Source organism: Streptomyces sp. NP160 (assembly GCF_006335115.1).
Lineage (GTDB): Bacteria > Actinomycetota > Actinomycetes > Actinomycetales > Quadrisphaeraceae > Quadrisphaera.
In genome coordinates this window covers 1-17135 of sequence record NZ_VDMJ01000027.1, presented here as the reverse complement: position 1 = coordinate 17135, position 17135 = coordinate 1, and the positions used below count along the sequence as shown (strand labels likewise).

Below are 17135 nucleotides of genomic sequence, written 5' to 3'. Positions count from 1 at the left end.
GCTGACCGCGGTGGCCGCCGTGCTGGCCGCCGCCGTCGTCGTCCTCCTCGCGCGTCGGCTGCTCCAGCGCCGCGCCCGCCGCGCGGAAGCGCTGGACCCCCTCGACGAGGCCGCCCCGACCGGCGTGACCGGTCTCGCGGCGCCCGTGGTGCGCCGCGGCATCGCCAGGTCCCTGGAGGTGCTCGAGGCCCCTCGCGACCTCGACGACGCCGTGGTCCGCGCCTGGCTGGGCCTGGAGGAGGCCGCCTCGGACGCCGGCGTCGCCCGCTCCGCCGCGGAGACCCCCACGGAGTTCACCGCCCGGCTGCTGGAGCGGGTCCCGGCTGACGCCGAGGCCGTCGAGGTGCTGCGCTGGCTGTACTCCCGGGCGCGCTTCGGCGCGCGCGCCGGCGGGACGCCCGGCCGGTCCGCCCAGCAGGACGACGACGACGCCGAGCGCGCTCGCGCCGCCCTGCGGGCCCTCGCGCGGTCCTGGGGCGCCCCGGCGGGGGAGCCGAGGTGAGGGGGCGCGTCCCGCGGTGGCCGGCGCTCCTCGCGGACGGCGCCCGCCGCACCCGGCTGCAGGTCGCCGTCGCCGTCGTCGCGGTCCTCACGGCCGCGATGCTCGTGGCCGGCTGGGACGCGGCGCTGGTGGCCACCACCGCCGCGGCCCTGCTGTGCGCCGGCGCGGTGGCGGTGGCGCTGCCGCGCAGCGAGGAGCACCGCTGGCCCGCCGAGCCGCCGGCCTCCGAGCCGGGCTCGCGCAGCGACCTCGTGGGCCTGTCGGTGGCGTTCACCGCCCGCCAGGGCGGCATGGGCCAGGCGGGGCTGGTGCGCGTGCAGGCGCTCGGCAGGTCCCGGCTGCGCCGGCGCGGCCTCGACCTGGACGACCCCGCCGGCCGCGCCGCCGCCGAGGAGCTGCTGGGCGTGCCTGCGGTGCGCGTGCTGCTGTCGCGGTCGTCCCCGACGCCGGGGGCCAGGGCGGTGGCGCACTGCCTGGCGCGGCTGGAGGCCCTGGGACCAGGACGACGAGAGGACGGCGGCGCGTGAGCGAGCAGCTGCAGGTGGAGGACGTCGCGGCGCTGTCGCGGGAGGTGCTCGAGCGGGTCGGGCGCGTGGTGGTGGGCATGGACGACGCCCTAGAGCTGGCGCTGGCGGCGCTGCTGGCCGGTGGGCACGTGCTCTTCGAGGACGTGCCCGGCCTGGGCAAGACCCTCGCCGCGCGCAGCCTGGCCGGCGCGCTGGGCCTGGAGTTCCGGCGGCTGCAGTGCACCCCGGACCTTCTGCCGGCCGACATCACCGGCTCCTTCGTCTACGACCCCGCCGGGCGCACCTTCGAGTTCCAGCCCGGGCCCGTCTTCACCAGCCTGCTGCTGGCCGACGAGGTCAACCGCACCCCGCCCAAGACCCAGTCGGCGCTGCTGGAGGCGATGGCCGAGGGGCAGGTGACGGTCGAGGGTCGCAGCTACCCGCTGCCGCAGCCGTTCCGCGTCATCGCGACGTCCAACCCCGTCGAGCACGAGGGCACCTACGCGCTGCCCGAGGCGCAGCTGGACAGGTTCATGGTCCGCCTGGCCGTCGGCTACCCCGACCGCGCGCAGGAGCAGCGCATCCTGCTCAACCGCGTGGGCCGGCGGCAGGAGGCCGCGCACGTGGAGCCGGTGGTCGACGCCGAGCGGGTGCTCGCCGTGCAGGCCGCCGTGGAGGCCGTCCACGTCGATCCCGACGTCGCGGGCTACTGCGTGGACCTGGCCGTCGCCACCCGCGCCCACCCGTCGGTGCAGGTCGGCGCCAGCCCCCGCGGGTCGCAGGCGCTGCTGCTGGTGTCGCGGGCGCTCGCGGTGCTGGCCGGGCGCTCCTACGTGCAGCCCGAGGACGTCAAGCGCGCTGCCGTGCCCGTCCTGGCCCACCGCCTGGTGCTCACCACGGACGCCTGGGCCGCCGGCATCGAGACCGCGGAGGTGGTCCGCGGGGTGGTCGCCACCGTCGCCGGGCCCGCCACCGCGGGCGCGCAGGCGTGAGGCGGGTCCCGGGCTGGCGGTGGACGGCGTCCCCCGCCACCGCCGTCGGCCTGGGCGTGCTGCTGGCCTCCGCCGGGCTGGCGCTGGGCCGCCCCGACGTCGCGCTCCTCGGCGCCCCCCTGCTGGTCACCGCCGCGCTGGGCTGGCAGCGCCCGGCCGCCGAGCTGGCGGGGGAGGCGGGGGTGGAGGTCGACGTCGAGACCGCCGCCCAGGAGGCCGGCTCGGGCAGCCGCCGCGTCGACCACCGCACCCGGCTGCTCGTGCCGGCCGGGGCGGAGGCGGCGCTGGTGCGCCTCGTGGTGGTGGGCGGGCGCTCCCGCACCCTCGTGGTGGCTCCCTCGACCAGCGAGCTGCACGGCTCGGTCCAGCTGCTGGGCGTCTCGGGGCCGCAGGAGGTGGTGCGCGCCACCCTGGGCCTCGTGGCCGTCGACGGCGGGCTCGTCTCCGGACCCGTCGGCCCGGTGAGCGCCGAGCGGGTGCTGGCCCCGGTGTTCGCACCGGCCACCGACCTGCCGCTGCCGCCGGGGCTGCGGGGGCTGTCGGGCGTCCACGACTCCTCCCGGCCCGGCCAGGGCGGCGACTTCCGCGACATCGGCCCCTTCGCGCCCGGTGACCGGCTGCGGCGCATCGACTGGCGGGCCACCGCGCGGCGCTCGCGCACCGCCGGGGAGGTCACCGACCTCTACGTGCGGCGCAGCCTGGCGACCTCCGACGCGGTCGCCGTCGTCGTCGTCGACAGCCGCGACGACGTGGGCGAGGTGGTGGCGCAGTGGGGCGCCAACCGCGCGGACCGTCGCGGGGTCAGCTCGCTGCACCTGGCGCGGCAGGCGGCGAGCGCCATCGCCGCGGGCACCGTGCGCCGGGGGGACCGGGTGGCGTTCTGCGACCTGCTGGCCGCCGGCCGCTCCACCGAGGTCGGGTCCGGCGACCGGCACCTGCGCCGGGTGCTCGCCGCGGTGGCCACCACGCGCGCGACCGGCGTGCTGGCCGGGGTGCGGCGGCTGCCGCCCGTGCCGCCGTCGGCGCTGGTGTACGTGCTGTCCACCTTCCTCGACGACGTCGCGGGCGGTGCTGCGCGCACGTGGCGCAGCCGCGGCCACCGCGTGGTGGCCGTCGACGTGCTGCCGGCGCCCCGGCTGGGAGGCACCACCGCGGCGCAGCGCCTGGCCCACCAGGTCGTGGCGCTGGAGCGCGAGGACCGGCTGGAGGACCTGCGCGCGGTGGGCGTGGAGGTGGTCAGCTGGGCCGGTGCCGGCGGAGCTGCGGGGCGGCGGGCGCAGCTGCGGGCGCTGTCGCGGCGGCGGTCCCGGTGAGGCTGCGGCCGGGCTCGGCGCGGGCGCTGCTGCGGCGGGGCCCGGCCACCGCGGCGCCCGCCTGGCCCGCCCTCGGGGCGGCGGTGCCGGTCGCGCTGCTCCGGGTGGCCGCCGGGACGGTGGCCGGCGTGCTGGCGTGGGTGGCCTTCCCGGGGGCGTGGTCGCTGGCCGCGGTGGTCGCGCTGCTCGTGACGGTGTGGCCCAGGCCGGTGGCCGTGGTGGCCCTGGTGCTCGTGGTGGCGGGCGTGCAGGCGCTGCGCCCCCTCGCGCCCGTCCAGCCGGGGTTCTTCGCGGCGCTGGCCGGCGTGCACCTGCTGCACGTGCTCACGGCCCTGGCGCGGGTCCTGCCGTGGCGCGCCCGGCTGCAGCTGCGGGTGCTCGCGCGCCCGCTGGGCCGGTTCGCGGTGGTGCAGGCCGGGGCGCAGGCGGTGGCCGGGGCGCTGCTGGTGCTCCTGCCCGGCCCGGGAGGCGGGCTGGCCGGCGCGCCGGTGCCGGTGGTGGGCGTGCTCGGCGCCGCGGTGCTGCTCGTGCTGACGCTGGTGCTGCTGCGCCCCCTGCTGGTGCGCCCGCCGCGCTGAGCTCCCCGTCCGCGCCGACCACGGAGCCGCCCGCCACTACCCGCCGTGCGGGACGACCTCGACGAAGACCTCGACGTCCCCCGACGACGACGGCTGGTCGACCGCGCTGACGCGGCCCACCAGCCGGTAGGTGCCGGGCGCCGGGTCGACCAGGGTCACCAGCCAGCTCGCCTGCTCCTGCAGGTCGCCGCCGCGGGCGCTCTCGGGCAGCGAGGCCTCCCAGGTGCGCCAGTCGACGGCGACCACGCGGCCGCGACCCCCCTCGCCGTCGACCTCCAGCGGCCGCGCGGAGCGCTGCAGCGAGCCCGGCACGGAGCCGTCCGCCGCGTCGTGCAGGTAGACCGTCACCTGCACCACCTCGCACGCCGCGACCGCCCGGGCGGCGTAGCCGGCGAGGTCGCGCACGCTGGCACCCACCTGCAGGCCGTTGTCCGCCCCGCCGAGGGTCGTCACGGGCGAGCCGCTGCCGTCCAGGGCCCGGGCGCGCACCGCCACGTCCACCGGGGCGGCGTCCTCGGACCGCTGGCAGCCGGCCACCCCGTACGGGGCGGCGGAGCTGTCGCCGCGCTGCGCACCGAGCGCCCCGGTCACCAGAGCGGCGACCAGGGTCGCGGCGCCCAGGACCGTCAGGGCGAGCACGCCCCGCCGCGACAGCCGCGGCTGGGGGACGTCGCCGTCCTGCTCGGCGCGCTCGGGCTGCACCCCACCAGTCTCACCTCCCGCGGCGGCCCGCCCGTCCCGGAGCCGGGAGCCGGAGGTGCGAGACCGCTCCTGACGCTGCGTCACAGCGGATGAGCGCTGCGTGGTACCCGACCACGAACGGCCCCTTCTGCCCGGTTCGTCCCATCTGGACCGCCAGCGGCTCCGAACGTCCCGCATGCGCCCACGACGCCACCCCGCCCGCCGCGGCACCGCCGCGGCGGCCTGCCTGGCCGCCGCCGTGCTGCTGCTCCCCGCCGGTGCCGCCACCGCCGCCGGGCCCGGAGCCCCGGCGGTGGAGGGGCCCGCGTGGGTGCGCGCCGCCCACCTCGTGCCCGACCTGCCACGGATGGACATCGACCTCGGCCCGCGCAGCGGTCAGCCGGGAGTGGTGGTGGACGGCGCGGGCTACGGCGACGTCTCGACCTACTCCCAGGTCCCGGCCGGCGCCTACGACGTCGGCGTGCGGCCCGCGGGGTCCGCGCCGGGCACGACCCCGGTCCTGACCTCGTCGCTGCAGGCCGAGGCCGGTCGCGCCTACACCGTGGTGGCCCTCGGCTCCGCCGCCGACGCGCGGATCGTGCCCCTGGAGGACGACCTCACCCCACCGGCGCCCGGCGAGGCGAGGGTCAGGGTGCTCTCCGCCGCGAGCACGGCGTCCGCCGTGGACGTGGCGGCGGTGGACGGGCCGTCCATCACCCGGGGCGCCCCGTTCGCCTCCTCCACCAGCTACACCGACGTCCCCGCCGGGCGCTGGACGCTGCGCGCCCAGCCCGCCGCCGGTGGCACCGGGACGGGTCAGGCCGGCACGACCGACGTGGTGCTGGCCGCGGGCAGCACCTACACGCTCGCGGTCACCGACGGCCGCGACGGGGCCTCCGCGCTGGCGGTCACCCCGGTGGCGGACGCGAGCGGTGCGGCAGGGGGAGTGCTCCCGGCCGGCGGCGCCGCCACGGGTGGTGGCGGCGAGGCGGCACCCGTGACCAGCGGGTCCGGCCCGACCGCTGCCGCCGCGCTCCTCGGCGCGGGGTCCGCCCTCGCTGCTGCCGCCGCGCTGTGGCTGCTGCGCGCCCGGGGCCGCACGGTCCGCCCGTGATCGGGCGGACGCGGGGCGCCGCTCTCGCTGCCGGGGCGGTGGCGGTGGTCCTCGGCGCCGGAGCCTGGACCGTCAGCAGCACCCCGCCGTCCGTCGTCCCGGCCAGCTCGTCGGCCAGCTCGTCGGCCAGCTCGTCGACGAGCCCGTCGGCTGGCGCCTCCGCCGGCGCCTCGGCCAGCGACTCGGCCGGTGCTGCCGGCGGCGCCAGCGCCGACGCCGGCGCGGCACCCGGTCACCGGGAGGGCTTCGCCCCCTCGGTGGCCGTCGGGTCCGGACCGGCGGACAGCGCCAGCTCGCCGGTGCCCGTGAGGGTCTCCGTGCCCCGCATCGGTGTCGACTCCACCCTGCTCCCGCTGGGGATCGCCACCGACGGGTCGCTGCAGGTGCCGGACCTCGGGGAGGCCGAGCAGGCCGGGTGGCTGACCACCAGCGCGGTGCCGGGCCGCCCGGGGCCCACCGTCATCGCCGGCCACGTCGACTCCCGCACCGGGCCCGCGGTCTTCTTCCGGCTGCACGAGCTGGTGGCGGGGGACGAGGTGGACGTGCACCTCGACGACGGCTCCGTCGTCGTCTACCAGGTGGACGACGTCGTGCGGGTCAGCAAGGACGACTTCCCCACGCAGGAGGTCTACGGGCCGCGTCCCGGACCGGTGCTGCGGCTGCTGACGTGCGGTGGCGCGTTCGACCGGGCGACCGGTCACTACGAGGACAACGTCATCGCCTTCGCGAGCCCCCGGTGAGGCCCGGTCGGCTCGACCTCGGCGGGGCGTCAGGCCCCGCGCTCCCACACGGTCCAGGTGCGCTGCCCGTCCGGCGAGGTCACGACCGCCGCCTGCCGGTACCCCGCCGCCGGCACGAGCGCCTGCAGCGGCGCGCTGACCGGGCTGCTCACGCCGTCCAGGACGACGACGGCGAAGGTCCGGTCCCGCAGCGCCGCCTCGAAGGCGGGCAGGTCCTGCTGGCCGTGGTAGCGGAACGCGCCCGGCCAGGTGGCCGACCACTGCGTGGGGTCGGTCTCCTCGACCAGCCCGTACTGGAGCGGCTCGGGGGTGTCGGCCGCCAGCGGCTCGCCGGGGTGGCGCTCCACGAGGGGTCGCACCGCCTCGACCACGGCCGCGGTGTCGGGCCAGGTGGAGAACATCCGCGCCGACGCGCCGGCTCCCTGCACCCCGGCCGCCACCAGCGCGGCCGCTACCAGACCTGCGCCCAAGCCCGCGCCCAGGCCTGTGCCCAGCGACCGGGTGGCCAGCTGCGCACCGAGGTGACCCACCAGGGGTGCCGCGAAGAGGACGCCCAGCGCCACCGTCTTGCCGAGCGAGACCGACTCGCCCGTGGAGACCTGGTACAGCGGTGCGGCCACGGAGCCCGCTGCGAGCACCGCGGCGAGCGCCGGCTGAGCACGGGCGAGCAGCACGGCCCCCACCAGGCCGAGCGCCACCACCGGGCCACCGCCGGCGAGCACCACCCGCAGCAGCTCTCCCGTCGCCTCCGGGCGCAGGCTGTCGCGGTCCACCGTGGTGGTGAGCACCCCCTGCAGCAGAGGCCCGGCGCCGAGCAACAGCGGCAGCACGACGCCGGCCGCGGCCGCGGCGGCCGCCGCTCCGCCGGCGCGCAGCGAACGCCGCCACCGGTCGGGGCGCGCCGCGCGGTCGGCGGCGCCGCTGAGGGCCACGGCCAGCAGCACGAACGGGGCGTCGGCGGCTGCGGAGTACTTCACGTAGGAGGCCGCGGCGAGCAGCGCACCGGCCAGCACCGCGGACCGCAGCGCGCCCGAGGTGGTGCGCGCGGCGTGCACGCCCACGGCGAGCGCCCACGCGAGCAGGGCGACGGCGAGGGCGTCCTGGGTGGCGAAGTGCCCGAGGAAGAGCACCGAGCCGCTGCCTGCGAAGGCCGCTGCGGCGACCGTCCCCACCACGACGCTCCTGAGGTCCGCCGCGGGACGGGCGCCCTCCCCGGGCCGGGGCGGCGCGAACAGCGTGCGCGCCGTCCACCAGGTGGCGGCGGTGGCGGCGAGCATGCAGGCCGTCGAGGCGGCGCGGGCGAGCTGCAGGCCGCCCACCGCGTCGAGCGCGCCGGCGAGCACGGGGTAGAGCTGCGGTGCGCCCGACATCCAGCTCTCCGGGGAGCTCTGGACGGCGGGTGCCGAGCCCGTCCACAGGTCGAGGTACCAGTGGCCGTAGACCAGGTAGAGGGCCTCGTCCTGGAAGGCGGTGGCCTGCAGCCGCACGCTCAGCAGGGCCTGCAGCGCGAGGACCACCGCGAGCGGGCCCCAGCGCACGAGCGCGCGCCCCAGCGGCGGGCCGTCGACGGGTCTGCGGCTCCCGTCCTGGGCGCGGGTGAGGGTCATGGAGCTCCCTGGTGCTCTCGGTCCGGCGGTGGCGGAGTCGGGGTCACCCCTGCCAGCACGAGCACCGGGGTGCCGTCGCTCCGGCTGACCAGCCCGCCGGCCCGCGCCGGGGCTGCTGCGGGGACATGGGAGGGGGTTCTGCTCGGGGCTCTTCTCAGGGCTCCGGTCGGGCCTCGGTTCGGAACTGGCCCGCGGGGGAGCACCTCGGTGCTCCACGTCCGCGAGTGCGCTGCCGCGGTCGGTGCCGCGGTCGGGCGGTGGGGTTCTCGACGCTACGGCACGCGCGCTCGAGCGCTCGTCGAGCACCCGTGACGTGACTCGGAGTGTTCATCCGTTGACGAGGAGTAGGTGATGTTCATGCTGGTCACCCCATCGCTGTCTCCCCTTTGGAGGTGGGGAGGTCCCGGTTTGGGAACGGGCTGCAACCGACGTACCGTCGAAGAGTCGTCCTGCGGGGCGGCGGTGCGACGAGGCACGGGGGGTGTCCGTCGCGTGAGGGAGAACTGTGCTCGATCTGATCATGCGTGACCACAGGGTGCGCTTCGCCGTCACCGGCGTCGCGATGACCCTCCTGCACCTCGCAGTCTTCAGGCTGCTGTCCGGTCACGTGCTGGCCGAGGTGGCCAACGCCACCGCCTTCGTGGTGGCCACCCAGGTCAACTTCCTCGTGAGCTACCACTGGACGTGGGCCTCGCGGCGCAGTGCCCGCACCGAGCCGCTGCGAGCGGTGGCGCGGCGCGCCGCGCTCTTCAACGCCTCGGTGCTCGTCGCCTTCGGGGCCAACTCCCTCGCCTTCTGGGCGGTCCACCGCCTGCTCGGCGTCCCCGGGACGGCCAGCGTGCTGCTGGCCACCGTGGTGAGCGCAGCGGTCTCCTACCTCGTGAGCTCCCGGGTGGTCTTCGCCCGCGGAGCCCTCGCAGCGGCGGCTCCCGCGGCGGCCGTCCCGGTCGCCGGGCCGCTGGTCCTCGACGAGCCCACCGAGGTGGCCCACGAGCCGCAGGTGGCCGCGCCCGCCCACGTGCCTCCCGAGGCCGCGGCGCACGCCTGACGCGCCCGCCGCGGCACCGCGGCACCGCTCGTCCACGCCCGTCAGGTGAGGACGAAAGCCGCAGACCAGGGCAAACCAGGCCCTCTGCCACTCCGAACCACCAGTGGCTCAGACCTCGGGCCTCCCAGACCACCCGCCACTCCTGCCGTCCGCCCTGCCTCGCGCTGGGGCCCACGACCACGAGGTGATCTCCGTGAGCAGCACCCTGGACCACGACGCCCCGCCTGCGCCGACCTCCCGCTGGACCGCCGACCTCGACGTCGTCGTCCCCGTCTGGAACGAGGAGGCCCGGGTGGGCCCCACCCTCGCCGCGCTGCTCGCGCAGGTCGCCGAGCTGCCGCTGTCGGTGGTGGTGACGGTGGTCGACAACGGCTCGGTCGACAGGACCGCAGAGGTGGTGGACGCCGCTGCCGAGGTGGCCCCGCGCAACGCCCGGCTCCGCCTCATCGGCTGCTCCCGCCAGGGCAAGGGCGCGGCCGTGCGCCGCGGGCTGCTCGCCAGCACCGCGCGCTGGCGCGGCTTCTGCGACGCCGACCTGTCGACCCCGCCCTCCCTGATCTTCCCGGTGGTGGAGCAGCTGCAGCAGGGAGACCCGGTGGTCATCGGGTCCCGGCGCGCGCCCGGGGCGTCCTACGTGGTGGCGCAGCCGCTCGTGCGCCGCCTGGGGTCGCTGGCCTTCAGAGCCCTGACCAGCCCCCTGACCGGTGGGGTCGTCGACTCGCAGTGCGGGTTCAAGTTCTTCTCCGCGGAAGCCGTCGAGGCGATCTTCCCGCGCGTCACCGGGTCCGGGTTCGCCTTCGACGTGGAGGTCCTCGCGATCGCCAACCGCCTCGGCTACCCCGTCCGCGAGGTGCCGGTCCAGTGGACCGACGACGCGTCCGGGTCGTCCTTCAGCATCTGGACGCACGGCCCGCGGATCCTGTCGGAGGTGCGCGCGCTGCGCTCCTCCCTGGGGCGCACCGCATGAGCGCGCCCCGCGCCGCGCGGATCGTCGTCCTCAACTGGCGCGACCGCCGCCACCCCGCTGCCGGCGGTGCCGAGCTGTACTGCGAGCGGGTCGCCCGGGAGCTGGCCGCCGACGGCCACCGGGTGACCCTGGTGACGAGCCGTCCCACCGGGACGCCGGCCCGCGAGGTCGTCGACGGGTACGTCGTGCGCCGCATGGGCGGGTGGGTCACCGTCTACCCCCTGGCCCTGGGCTGGCTGCTGCGCCACCGCCGGGGCGTGGACGCCGTCCTCGACTCCGCCAACGGCATCCCGTTCTTCTCCCCGCTGGTCGCCGGACGCACCCCCGTGGTGCTCCTGGTCCACCACGTGCACCAGGACCTGTTCACCCGGTCCTTCCACCCCCTCGCCGCCCGCTTCGCCGCCTGGCTCGAGGGCCCGGCCACGCGCCGGGTCTACGGACGGCGCAACGTGGTGGTGCTCTCCCCGTCCACCCGCAAGGCCGTGCGGCGCCGGCTGCACCTGCGGGGCCCGGTGCGCGTGGTGCCCGGCGGCGCGGACACCCGCGGCGTGTCCGCCGCCGCCGCCGAGCAGCCGCGGGTGGTGGTGATCGGCCGGCTCTCGCCGTACAAGCGCCTGGACACCCTGGTCGCCGCCGTGCACCGCGTGGCCCCCGCGCACCCCGGCCTCGAGTTGCACCTGGTCGGTGAGGGCACCGACCGCGAGCGCCTGCAGCGCCTCGCCACCGAGCTGGGCGCGCCGGTGGTCTTCCACGGCCGCCTGCCCGACGTCGACCGCGACGCCGTGCTGGCCACCGCCTGGCTCTCCGTCAGCGCGTCTGACGGCGGCGACTGGGCGCTGTCCCTGCTCGAGGCGAACGCCGCGGGCGTCCCCGCCCTGGCGCGCCGCGCCACCGGCGCTCGCGACACCGTGCGCCACGGGGAGACCGGCTGGCTGGTGGACGACTCCGAGGGCGCCGTCAGCGACCCGGTCGCCGTGCTCGCGACCGCCGTCGACCGGGCCCTGGCCGAGCTGGCCGACCCCGACACCGCCCAGCGGCTGCGCTCGGGCGCCCGCGATTGGGCCCGCCGCTTCACCTGGCGGCGCACCGCCGACGGCGTGCTCGCCGCGCTCGTGTCCGAGCACGAGCGGACCTCGCGCAGCTGGGGCCGCCCCGAGCGGCGCGCAGCCAACGACGTCGCCGTGGTGGTGGAGCTGCCTCGCGACGTGCTGCCCGAGGGGTGGCGGCCCGAAGCCGTGAGCCGTCGCGGCGACCGCTGGCTCGTCCAGGACGACCGCGTCCGGGCGCTGCTCCCCGGCGCCGACGAGGTGGACGCCCTCGGGCTGCTCAGCCGCCTGGACGTCGACGCCCACGACCCGTCGATCAGCCTGCTGGTGGCCCGCCACGCGGACGTCGTCGACCTCACCCGCCCCGCTGCGCCCGGCTCGCAGCCCCACCGACCCGGAGGCCTCGATGTCGCTTGACCAGGTCGAGGGCGCCGGCCCGGCGCCCTCGCAGGACACCCCCACCGGCCGGCCGCCGGGCCCCGGCCCGCGGCGCTCGCGCGCTCGCGGCTGGCTCACGGCCGGTGCCGTCGCCGTCGCCGTCGTGCTGGTCCTCGCCGTCGCCCTGCAGCTGACCGGCGGCGTCCGGCAGGCGGTGCAGCGCGTCTCGGCCGACACCCCCATGGTCTCCTCGGAGGACACCGCGCTGACGGACATGTGGCGTTCGTACAAGGCCGGCTTCATCGAGCAGGGGACCGGCCGGACCCTGGACCCCTCCCAGGGCGGGATCACCACCTCCGAGGGCCAGAGCTACACGATGATGCGCGCGGTCTGGAGCGACGACCGCGCGACCTTCGACAGCTCCTGGCAGTGGACCAAGGACAACCTCCAGCGCCCGGACCGGCTGCTGTCGTGGCGCTTCGGCCCCCGGGCTGACGGGACCTACGGGATCCAGACCGACGTCGGCGGCCAGAACGCCGCCAGCGACGCCGACGTCGACGTGGCCTTCTCCCTGCTCATGGCGTACTCGCGCTGGCAGGACGACGACTACCTCTACGACGCGCTGCCGCTGATCGACGCGGTCTGGCAGTACGAGGTGGTGGACGTCGCCGGCCGCCCGGTGCTGGCGGCCAACGACCTCGAGCGCAACGACACCACCTCGGTGCTGGTCAACCCCTCGTACTTCGCGCCGTACGCCTTCCGCGCCTTCGCCCGCGTGGACCCTGGGCACGACTGGTCCGGCCTGGTGGACAGCAGCTACGACGTGCTGCAGCAGGTGTCGGCTGACCCGCTCGGCGGTCAGGCCGAGGGCGCTCTCGCGCCCGACTGGGTGCGCCTGGACCGCGCCACCGGCGCCGCGAGCGCCGCCACCGGCATCAGCACGACCACGGGGAGCACCACGGACTTCGGCTTCGAGGCGCTGCGCCTGCCGTGGCGCCTGGCGCTCGACGCCCGCTGGCACGACGAGCCGAGGGCCCGGACCCTCCTGGAGCAGCAGGCCTCCGTGCTGGGTGCGGCGTGGGAGACCGACGGCCGGTGGGCAGCGGTCTACGCGCACGACGGCCGGCCGGCCGTCGACTACGCGGCCACGGCGATGTACGGCGGGGCGCTGGGCGCTCTCGAGGTGGCCCGCCCGGTGCTGGCCCGCGAGGTGTACCGCACGGAGCTGCTGCCCCTGTACGACCCGGACACCCGCGCCGCGAAGCCCGGCCTGGGCTACTACGACGCCAACTGGGCGTGGTTCGGCATGGCGCTGCACCTCGACCGGCTGCCCGACCTCAACGACCCTCGAGGGAGGGACCTCCCGTGACCGACCGCACTCTGGACCTGCGCGAGCCGCACGAAGGGCCGGGCCCGCAGGGGCCGGGCACCGAAGGGCCGAGCACCGCGCCCGGCGCCCTGGCGCCTGAGGAGACCGCGTTCCTGCAGCACGTGCCCAGCCGCGTGGTGCTGACGCTGAACCTCGTCCTCGCGGCCGCCTACTTCGTGATGATCTGCTTCGCGTTCGAGCACGGCAACGCGCTGCTGTTCTGGACGCTGGCGGTCACCGAGGTGTTCCACCTCTTCCAGATCGCCAGCTACGTGCACACCGTGTGGGCCACCGACCGCGACCGCGCGTTCGACCCGGACTTCGACGGCGACGTCGACGTGTTCATCACCGTGTGCGGCGAGCCCGTCGACGTGGTCCGCCAGACCGCCCTGGCCGCGCTGGCCATGGAGCACCGCGGTGCCGTGCGGGTGCACCTGCTCAACGACGGCCTCGTGGCGCGCAAGGAGGACTGGCGCGACATCGAGGTGCTCGCCGAGGAGCTCGGCGTCGTGTGCTTCACCCGCACCACCCCCGGTGGCGCCAAGGCCGGCAACATCAACCACGCCCTGGCCCGCACCGAGAGCCCCTTCGTGGTGGTCTTCGACGCCGACCACGTCCCCGCCCCCACCTTCCTGGCGGAGGTCATGGGCTACTTCACCGACGAGCGGATGGGCTTCGTCCAGACCCCGCAGTACTACGCCAACCACCGCGACAACCGCGTCACGCGCACCGCGTGGCAGCAGCAGACGCTGTTCTTCGGGCCGATCATGACCGGCAAGTCGCGCGTCGACTCCGCCTTCATGTGCGGGACCAACATGGCCATCCGCCGCACCGCCCTGGCCGACGCCGGCGGCATGTGCGAGACGAGCATCGCCGAGGACTTCCTGACCTCGCTGCTCGTGCACGACGCCGGGTGGCGCAGCGTCTACGTGCCCAAGGTGCTGGCCCAGGGCCTGGCCCCGGACGACTTCCTCAACTACTACAAGCAGCAGTTCCGCTGGACCCGCGGCAGCCTCGAGGTGGTCTTCTCCTACAACCCCCTGCTGCGCCGCGGGCTCAGCTGGGGGCAGCGGCTGCAGTACCTGTCCTCGGCCGCCTACTACCTGTCCGGCGTGGTGGTGCTGGCGTCCACGCTGCTGCCGGTCATCTACCTCTTCACCGGGCAGACGCCGATCGTCACCTCCACCATGACGCTCGCGCTCGTCTTCCTGCCCTACATCTGGCTGAACCTGTACGTGCTGCAGCGCACCAGCGCGGCCTCGTACAGCTTCCAGGCCATCTCGTTCTCGCTGTCCTCGTGGTGGCTCCAGCTGACCGCTCTGGTGGCGGTGCTCACCAAGCGCCGGACGACCTTCGCGGTGACCAGCAAGGACGTCGGCGACGGCGGACAGGCCAACTTCCTGCGCCTGGTGCTGCCGAACATCGCCTACGGCCTGGTCGGCGCGCTGGCCCTGTCGGTGGGCCTGGCCCGGGAGGGCCTGTCGCCCTCCCTCATCGCCAACGCCGCCTGGCTCTGCGTGCACGTCGCCGTCTCGGTGCCGTTCGTGCTGGCCGCAGCCCCCCGGCGCGCTCCGCGCGCGCAGGGCGTCCCCGCCGTCGTCGACCTGCGCGACAGCGTGCAGCCCGCCCGGCCCGTGCTCGAGGAGGCCCGTTGACCAGCACCGCACTCGGTTCGCCCGCAGGGGCGACCGGTTCCCCGTCCGCGCTGCAGGACCCGGCCGCTCCTGGCGCGCCCGTCAGCGGCCGGTCCCCGGGCGCTCCCGAGGCCGGGCCGTCCAGGGCCGCCGCGGCCCGCAGCGGCCTGGCCGCCGCGGCGCGCCGGGTGGACGACGTGCTGCACCGCCACCGCCTGGCGGTGGTGGCCGCCGTGCAGCTGCTCTGCGCCGCCGCCGTCCTGACGGCCTCGCGGTTGTGGTTCGCCGACCAGAGCCTGCGCCTGGACGAGTCGCAGAGCATGCAGCAGACCGACCGCAGCTACGGGTCGATGCTCCACGAGGTGGCCCAGGACGTGCACGTCCCCGGCTACCACCTGCTCCTGCGCACCTGGCGCCTGGCGTTCGGCGGGGACGTCGAGACCGCCCGCGCCCTGTCGATGGTCTTCTTCCTCGCCAGCCTGCCGGTGCTCTACCTGCTGGCCCGCCGGATGCTGCGCACCCGCTGGGCGCTGCTGGCCGTGGCCCTGTTCGCCCTGTCGCCGTTCATGAACTGGTACGGCAACGAGGCGCGCATGTACACGATGCTCGTCTTCGCGACCCTGCTCAGCCAGCTCTTCTTCCTGCGCGTCCTGCGCCGGGGGAGCGCCGGTGACTGGACCGGCTACGCGCTGACGGCGGTGGCCGGCGCCTACACGCACTACTTCTTCCTCTTCGTGCTCGTGGTCCAGGGCCTGACCCTCCTGGTGGTGGCCTCGCGCCAGCGGTGGCGGGGCCTGGGGCGCCTGGCGGGCACCGCGGTGCTCGTGGCCCTGGCCCTGCTGCCGTGGCTGGCGTACTTCCGCTCGCTCGGCTCGGCCTCCGGCACGCGCCCGCAGCTCCCGTCGCCCTCATCGGTGGACTTCACCAACGTCTACTCGCAGTTCCTCGGCGGGTTCCTGCCCGACAGCGCCAACTCCGCGCTGGTGGCCACCTGGCCGCTGCTCATGCTCGCGGCCCTGCTCGCGGTGCGGGTGTCCCGCCGGCCCGGCCTCGAGCTGGGGGCGATGATCGCTGCGGCGTTCGGGCCGGTCCTGCTGGCCTTCGCCCTCAGCCACGTCATCTCCCCGTTCTTCCTCTCGCGCTACATGGTCGCGGCGCTGCCGGCGGTGGTGCTGCTGGTCGTGGCGTTCGTCGCCGCCATGCGCCCGCGGGCCGCGGCGGTCTCGGCGGTGGTGGTGCTCGCCCTGACGGTCACGGCCACCGTGGCGGAGGCCGTGCGCACCGACGTGCCGGTGAAGGAGGACTACCGCGGCGCCGCCGAGCTGATCGAGCAGAAGGCCACCCCGCAGGATCTGGTGGTCGTCTCCTCGCCCTTCACCATCTGGCCGTTCGAGAAGTACTACGACGGCGACGCGAAGGTGGTCACCCTCCCGGAGTGGGACCGCGTGGGCGGCATCCCCGCCTTCGACGCAGCCACCCTGCCCGACCAGGTCGACGCCCTCGCCTCGGGCCACCAGCGGGTCTACCTGCTGCTGAGCTACGACCAGGGCTACGAGGCCGACATCGCGGACTTCTTCCAGCAGAACTACGCCAAGGTCTACGAGCAGGACCTGACCCCCGGCCTGAAGGTCGTCGGGTACCGGGTCGGCTACGAGCAGCTCGAGCCGGTCGGCGGGCTGCAGCTGACGCAGCCGCTGACGCAGGTGGTCGGCCCGGCCGTGGTCCGCGGGGGCCAGGACTGACGCGGAGCGCTGACGGGCTCCCGGAGCCCGTCAGCGCGCTCAGCGCGGCGGCAGGCGCTGAGCTGGTCCGCCTACCGCCTCCTGGTCCACTGCCGGTCGAGCCAGAGCAGCGCCCGCAGGCGCCAGGGGTGGTCGGCGCGGACGAAGCCCGAGCAGGGGCACCGGATGCAGTCGCTCCCGGAGTCGTACCGACGGTGCAGGGAGTAGGCGTGCGTGCACTCCCAGCACGGCTGGTCCTCCGGGATCTTCGGCACGGCTCATGGTGGCGTCGCGACGACGAGCGGAGGTAGTCCCCACCGGACGGGCCCCCCGGACGGCTCTGAGGGCTCGCGGATGCCACCTCCTGCGAGCCGCCGCTTCCGGATCCCGGTCGGCGGCTCACCCTGGCCACCCTCGGGCAGCGTGGTGGCTCAGCCGGACTTGCGGCGGAACACGTTGTGCTCAGTTCTGAGCAGGACCGACCTGGCCGAAAGCGCCTCTGAACTGCACGTTTGCCGTTGGCAAGCGTTGGCTGGTGGCGGTCGTTCTCGAACTTCTTGTGGGCCAGGTGCGGACCGAGCGGCGTTCGAGGACCCCTGATCTGGTCGTCACTGCAGCCATGCCAGCCCGAACTGGTTGACCTGAAACCGATTGCTCGATCGGTTGCCCGGCCGCAGGTCGTTCACCTGACGGCAGCATCGCTTCCGCGTCACAAGAGACCGCTCATCGATCTCCACCGCCAGCGGAACCAAGCGAGGAGTCGCCCCCGTCACCGGGACGAGCCAGGTAGGCCTGCACCAGCGCATGCGACAGACGACCGCGGTCGCTGACGTCCAGGCCCTGCGACCGGGCCCAGGCACGCACGTCTGCCGGAGCCGGCTGCCCACTCAAGACAGGGCGCTCTCCTGAAGGCGTGAAAGTGTCTCGCCCCGTGTCTGT

Annotated in this window: 17 protein-coding genes; 13 read left to right on the top strand and 4 right to left on the bottom strand. The window is 76.0% G+C overall.

Going from position 1 to position 17135, the window contains the following annotated elements; genetic code table 11:
* The 5 genes from FHN55_RS14735 to FHN55_RS14715 all read left to right on the top strand — a co-directional run.
* A partial coding sequence (locus FHN55_RS14735) for a DUF4129 domain-containing protein (RefSeq protein WP_180357856.1) occupies positions 1-502 on the top strand: 502 nt, incomplete at its 5' end.
* Positions 499-1029, top strand: coding sequence for a hypothetical protein (locus FHN55_RS14730; RefSeq protein WP_139713086.1), 531 nt, complete (start codon positions 499-501; stop codon positions 1027-1029). The genes FHN55_RS14735 and FHN55_RS14730, both read left to right, overlap by 4 nt.
* Entirely contained in the window at positions 1026-2000 is a 975-nt protein-coding gene (locus FHN55_RS14725) for a MoxR family ATPase (RefSeq protein WP_257571020.1), read from the top strand. Before FHN55_RS14730 ends, FHN55_RS14725 begins: the two co-directional genes overlap by 4 nt.
* The gene (locus FHN55_RS14720; RefSeq protein WP_139713085.1) at positions 1997-3313 is read left to right on the top strand and encodes a DUF58 domain-containing protein; all 1317 of its coding nucleotides are present in this window, start codon (positions 1997-1999) and stop codon (positions 3311-3313) included. Before FHN55_RS14725 ends, FHN55_RS14720 begins: the two co-directional genes overlap by 4 nt.
* Entirely contained in the window at positions 3310-3891 is a 582-nt protein-coding gene (locus FHN55_RS14715; RefSeq protein WP_139713084.1) for a hypothetical protein, read from the top strand. The genes FHN55_RS14720 and FHN55_RS14715 overlap by 4 nt, the downstream gene beginning before the upstream one ends.
* A 36-nt stretch (positions 3892-3927) precedes the next feature.
* On the opposite strand, the gene FHN55_RS14710 is transcribed toward FHN55_RS14715, so the two are convergent.
* On the bottom strand, positions 3928-4593 hold the full coding sequence (locus FHN55_RS14710) for a hypothetical protein (RefSeq protein WP_139713083.1): 666 nt from the start codon (positions 4591-4593) through the stop codon (positions 3928-3930).
* A 175-nt stretch (positions 4594-4768) separates the two neighbouring features.
* Between FHN55_RS14710 and FHN55_RS14705 the strand changes: the two genes are divergently transcribed.
* Positions 4769-5686 carry a DUF4397 domain-containing protein gene (locus tag FHN55_RS14705; protein ID WP_139713082.1) on the top strand — a complete coding sequence of 306 codons (918 nt, stop codon included), beginning with the start codon at positions 4769-4771 and terminating at the stop codon, positions 5684-5686.
* A complete protein-coding gene (locus FHN55_RS23300; RefSeq protein ID WP_218974686.1) occupies positions 5683-6426 on the top strand; it encodes a class F sortase in 744 nt (247 codons plus the stop codon). The genes FHN55_RS14705 and FHN55_RS23300 overlap by 4 nt, the downstream gene beginning before the upstream one ends.
* Before the next feature lie 29 nt (positions 6427-6455).
* Here FHN55_RS23300 and FHN55_RS22800 read toward each other — a convergent pair whose 3' ends face one another.
* Positions 6456-8033 (bottom strand): hypothetical protein, encoded by a 1578-nt coding sequence (locus tag FHN55_RS22800; RefSeq protein WP_180357855.1) that lies wholly within the window; start codon positions 8031-8033, stop codon positions 6456-6458.
* A 520-nt stretch (positions 8034-8553) separates the two neighbouring features.
* Between FHN55_RS22800 and FHN55_RS14690 the strand changes: the two genes are divergently transcribed.
* From FHN55_RS14690 to FHN55_RS14665, 6 genes are all read left to right on the top strand, one after another.
* Positions 8554-9081 carry a GtrA family protein gene (locus tag FHN55_RS14690; RefSeq protein WP_139713081.1) on the top strand — a complete coding sequence of 176 codons (528 nt, stop codon included), beginning with the start codon at positions 8554-8556 and terminating at the stop codon, positions 9079-9081.
* A 193-nt stretch (positions 9082-9274) separates the two neighbouring features.
* Entirely contained in the window at positions 9275-10048 is a 774-nt protein-coding gene (locus tag FHN55_RS14685) for a dolichyl-phosphate beta-glucosyltransferase (protein ID WP_180357854.1), read from the top strand.
* The gene (locus FHN55_RS14680; RefSeq protein WP_139713079.1) at positions 10045-11511 is read left to right on the top strand and encodes a glycosyltransferase family 4 protein; all 1467 of its coding nucleotides are present in this window, start codon (positions 10045-10047) and stop codon (positions 11509-11511) included. The genes FHN55_RS14685 and FHN55_RS14680 overlap by 4 nt, the downstream gene beginning before the upstream one ends.
* The gene (locus tag FHN55_RS14675; RefSeq protein ID WP_139713078.1) at positions 11501-12841 is read left to right on the top strand and encodes a glycosyl hydrolase family 8; all 1341 of its coding nucleotides are present in this window, start codon (positions 11501-11503) and stop codon (positions 12839-12841) included. Before FHN55_RS14680 ends, FHN55_RS14675 begins: the two co-directional genes overlap by 11 nt.
* A complete protein-coding gene (locus FHN55_RS14670; protein ID WP_139713077.1) occupies positions 12838-14496 on the top strand; it encodes a glycosyltransferase in 1659 nt (552 codons plus the stop codon). Before FHN55_RS14675 ends, FHN55_RS14670 begins: the two co-directional genes overlap by 4 nt.
* Positions 14493-16217: a glycosyltransferase family 39 protein gene (locus FHN55_RS14665; RefSeq protein ID WP_139713076.1), complete on the top strand. Its 1725-nt coding sequence runs from the start codon at positions 14493-14495 to the stop codon at positions 16215-16217. The genes FHN55_RS14670 and FHN55_RS14665 overlap by 4 nt, the downstream gene beginning before the upstream one ends.
* Before the next feature lie 71 nt (positions 16218-16288).
* Here FHN55_RS14665 and FHN55_RS14660 read toward each other — a convergent pair whose 3' ends face one another.
* Together FHN55_RS14660 and FHN55_RS24295 are read right to left on the bottom strand one after the other, a co-directional pair.
* Positions 16289-16471 carry a hypothetical protein gene (locus FHN55_RS14660; RefSeq protein ID WP_139713075.1) on the bottom strand — a complete coding sequence of 61 codons (183 nt, stop codon included), beginning with the start codon at positions 16469-16471 and terminating at the stop codon, positions 16289-16291.
* Positions 16472-16919: 448 nt separating this feature from the next.
* Positions 16920-17087 carry a histone-like nucleoid-structuring protein Lsr2 gene (locus FHN55_RS24295; protein ID WP_139713074.1) on the bottom strand — a complete coding sequence of 56 codons (168 nt, stop codon included), beginning with the start codon at positions 17085-17087 and terminating at the stop codon, positions 16920-16922.
* Positions 17088-17135 lie beyond the last annotated feature (48 nt).

Excerpts from the sequence above, each read along its gene's own strand:
- FHN55_RS14705 (WP_139713082.1), top strand. The coding sequence starts at position 4,769 with ATGCGCCCACGACGCCACCCCGCCCGCCGCGGCACCGCCGCGGCGGCC.
- FHN55_RS22800 (WP_180357855.1), bottom strand. The coding sequence starts at position 8,033 with ATGACCCTCACCCGCGCCCAGGACGGGAGCCGCAGACCCGTCGACGGC.
- FHN55_RS14690 (WP_139713081.1), top strand. The coding sequence starts at position 8,554 with ATGCGTGACCACAGGGTGCGCTTCGCCGTCACCGGCGTCGCGATGACC.
- FHN55_RS14680 (WP_139713079.1), top strand. The coding sequence starts at position 10,045 with ATGAGCGCGCCCCGCGCCGCGCGGATCGTCGTCCTCAACTGGCGCGAC.
- FHN55_RS14675 (WP_139713078.1), top strand. The coding sequence starts at position 11,501 with ATGTCGCTTGACCAGGTCGAGGGCGCCGGCCCGGCGCCCTCGCAGGAC.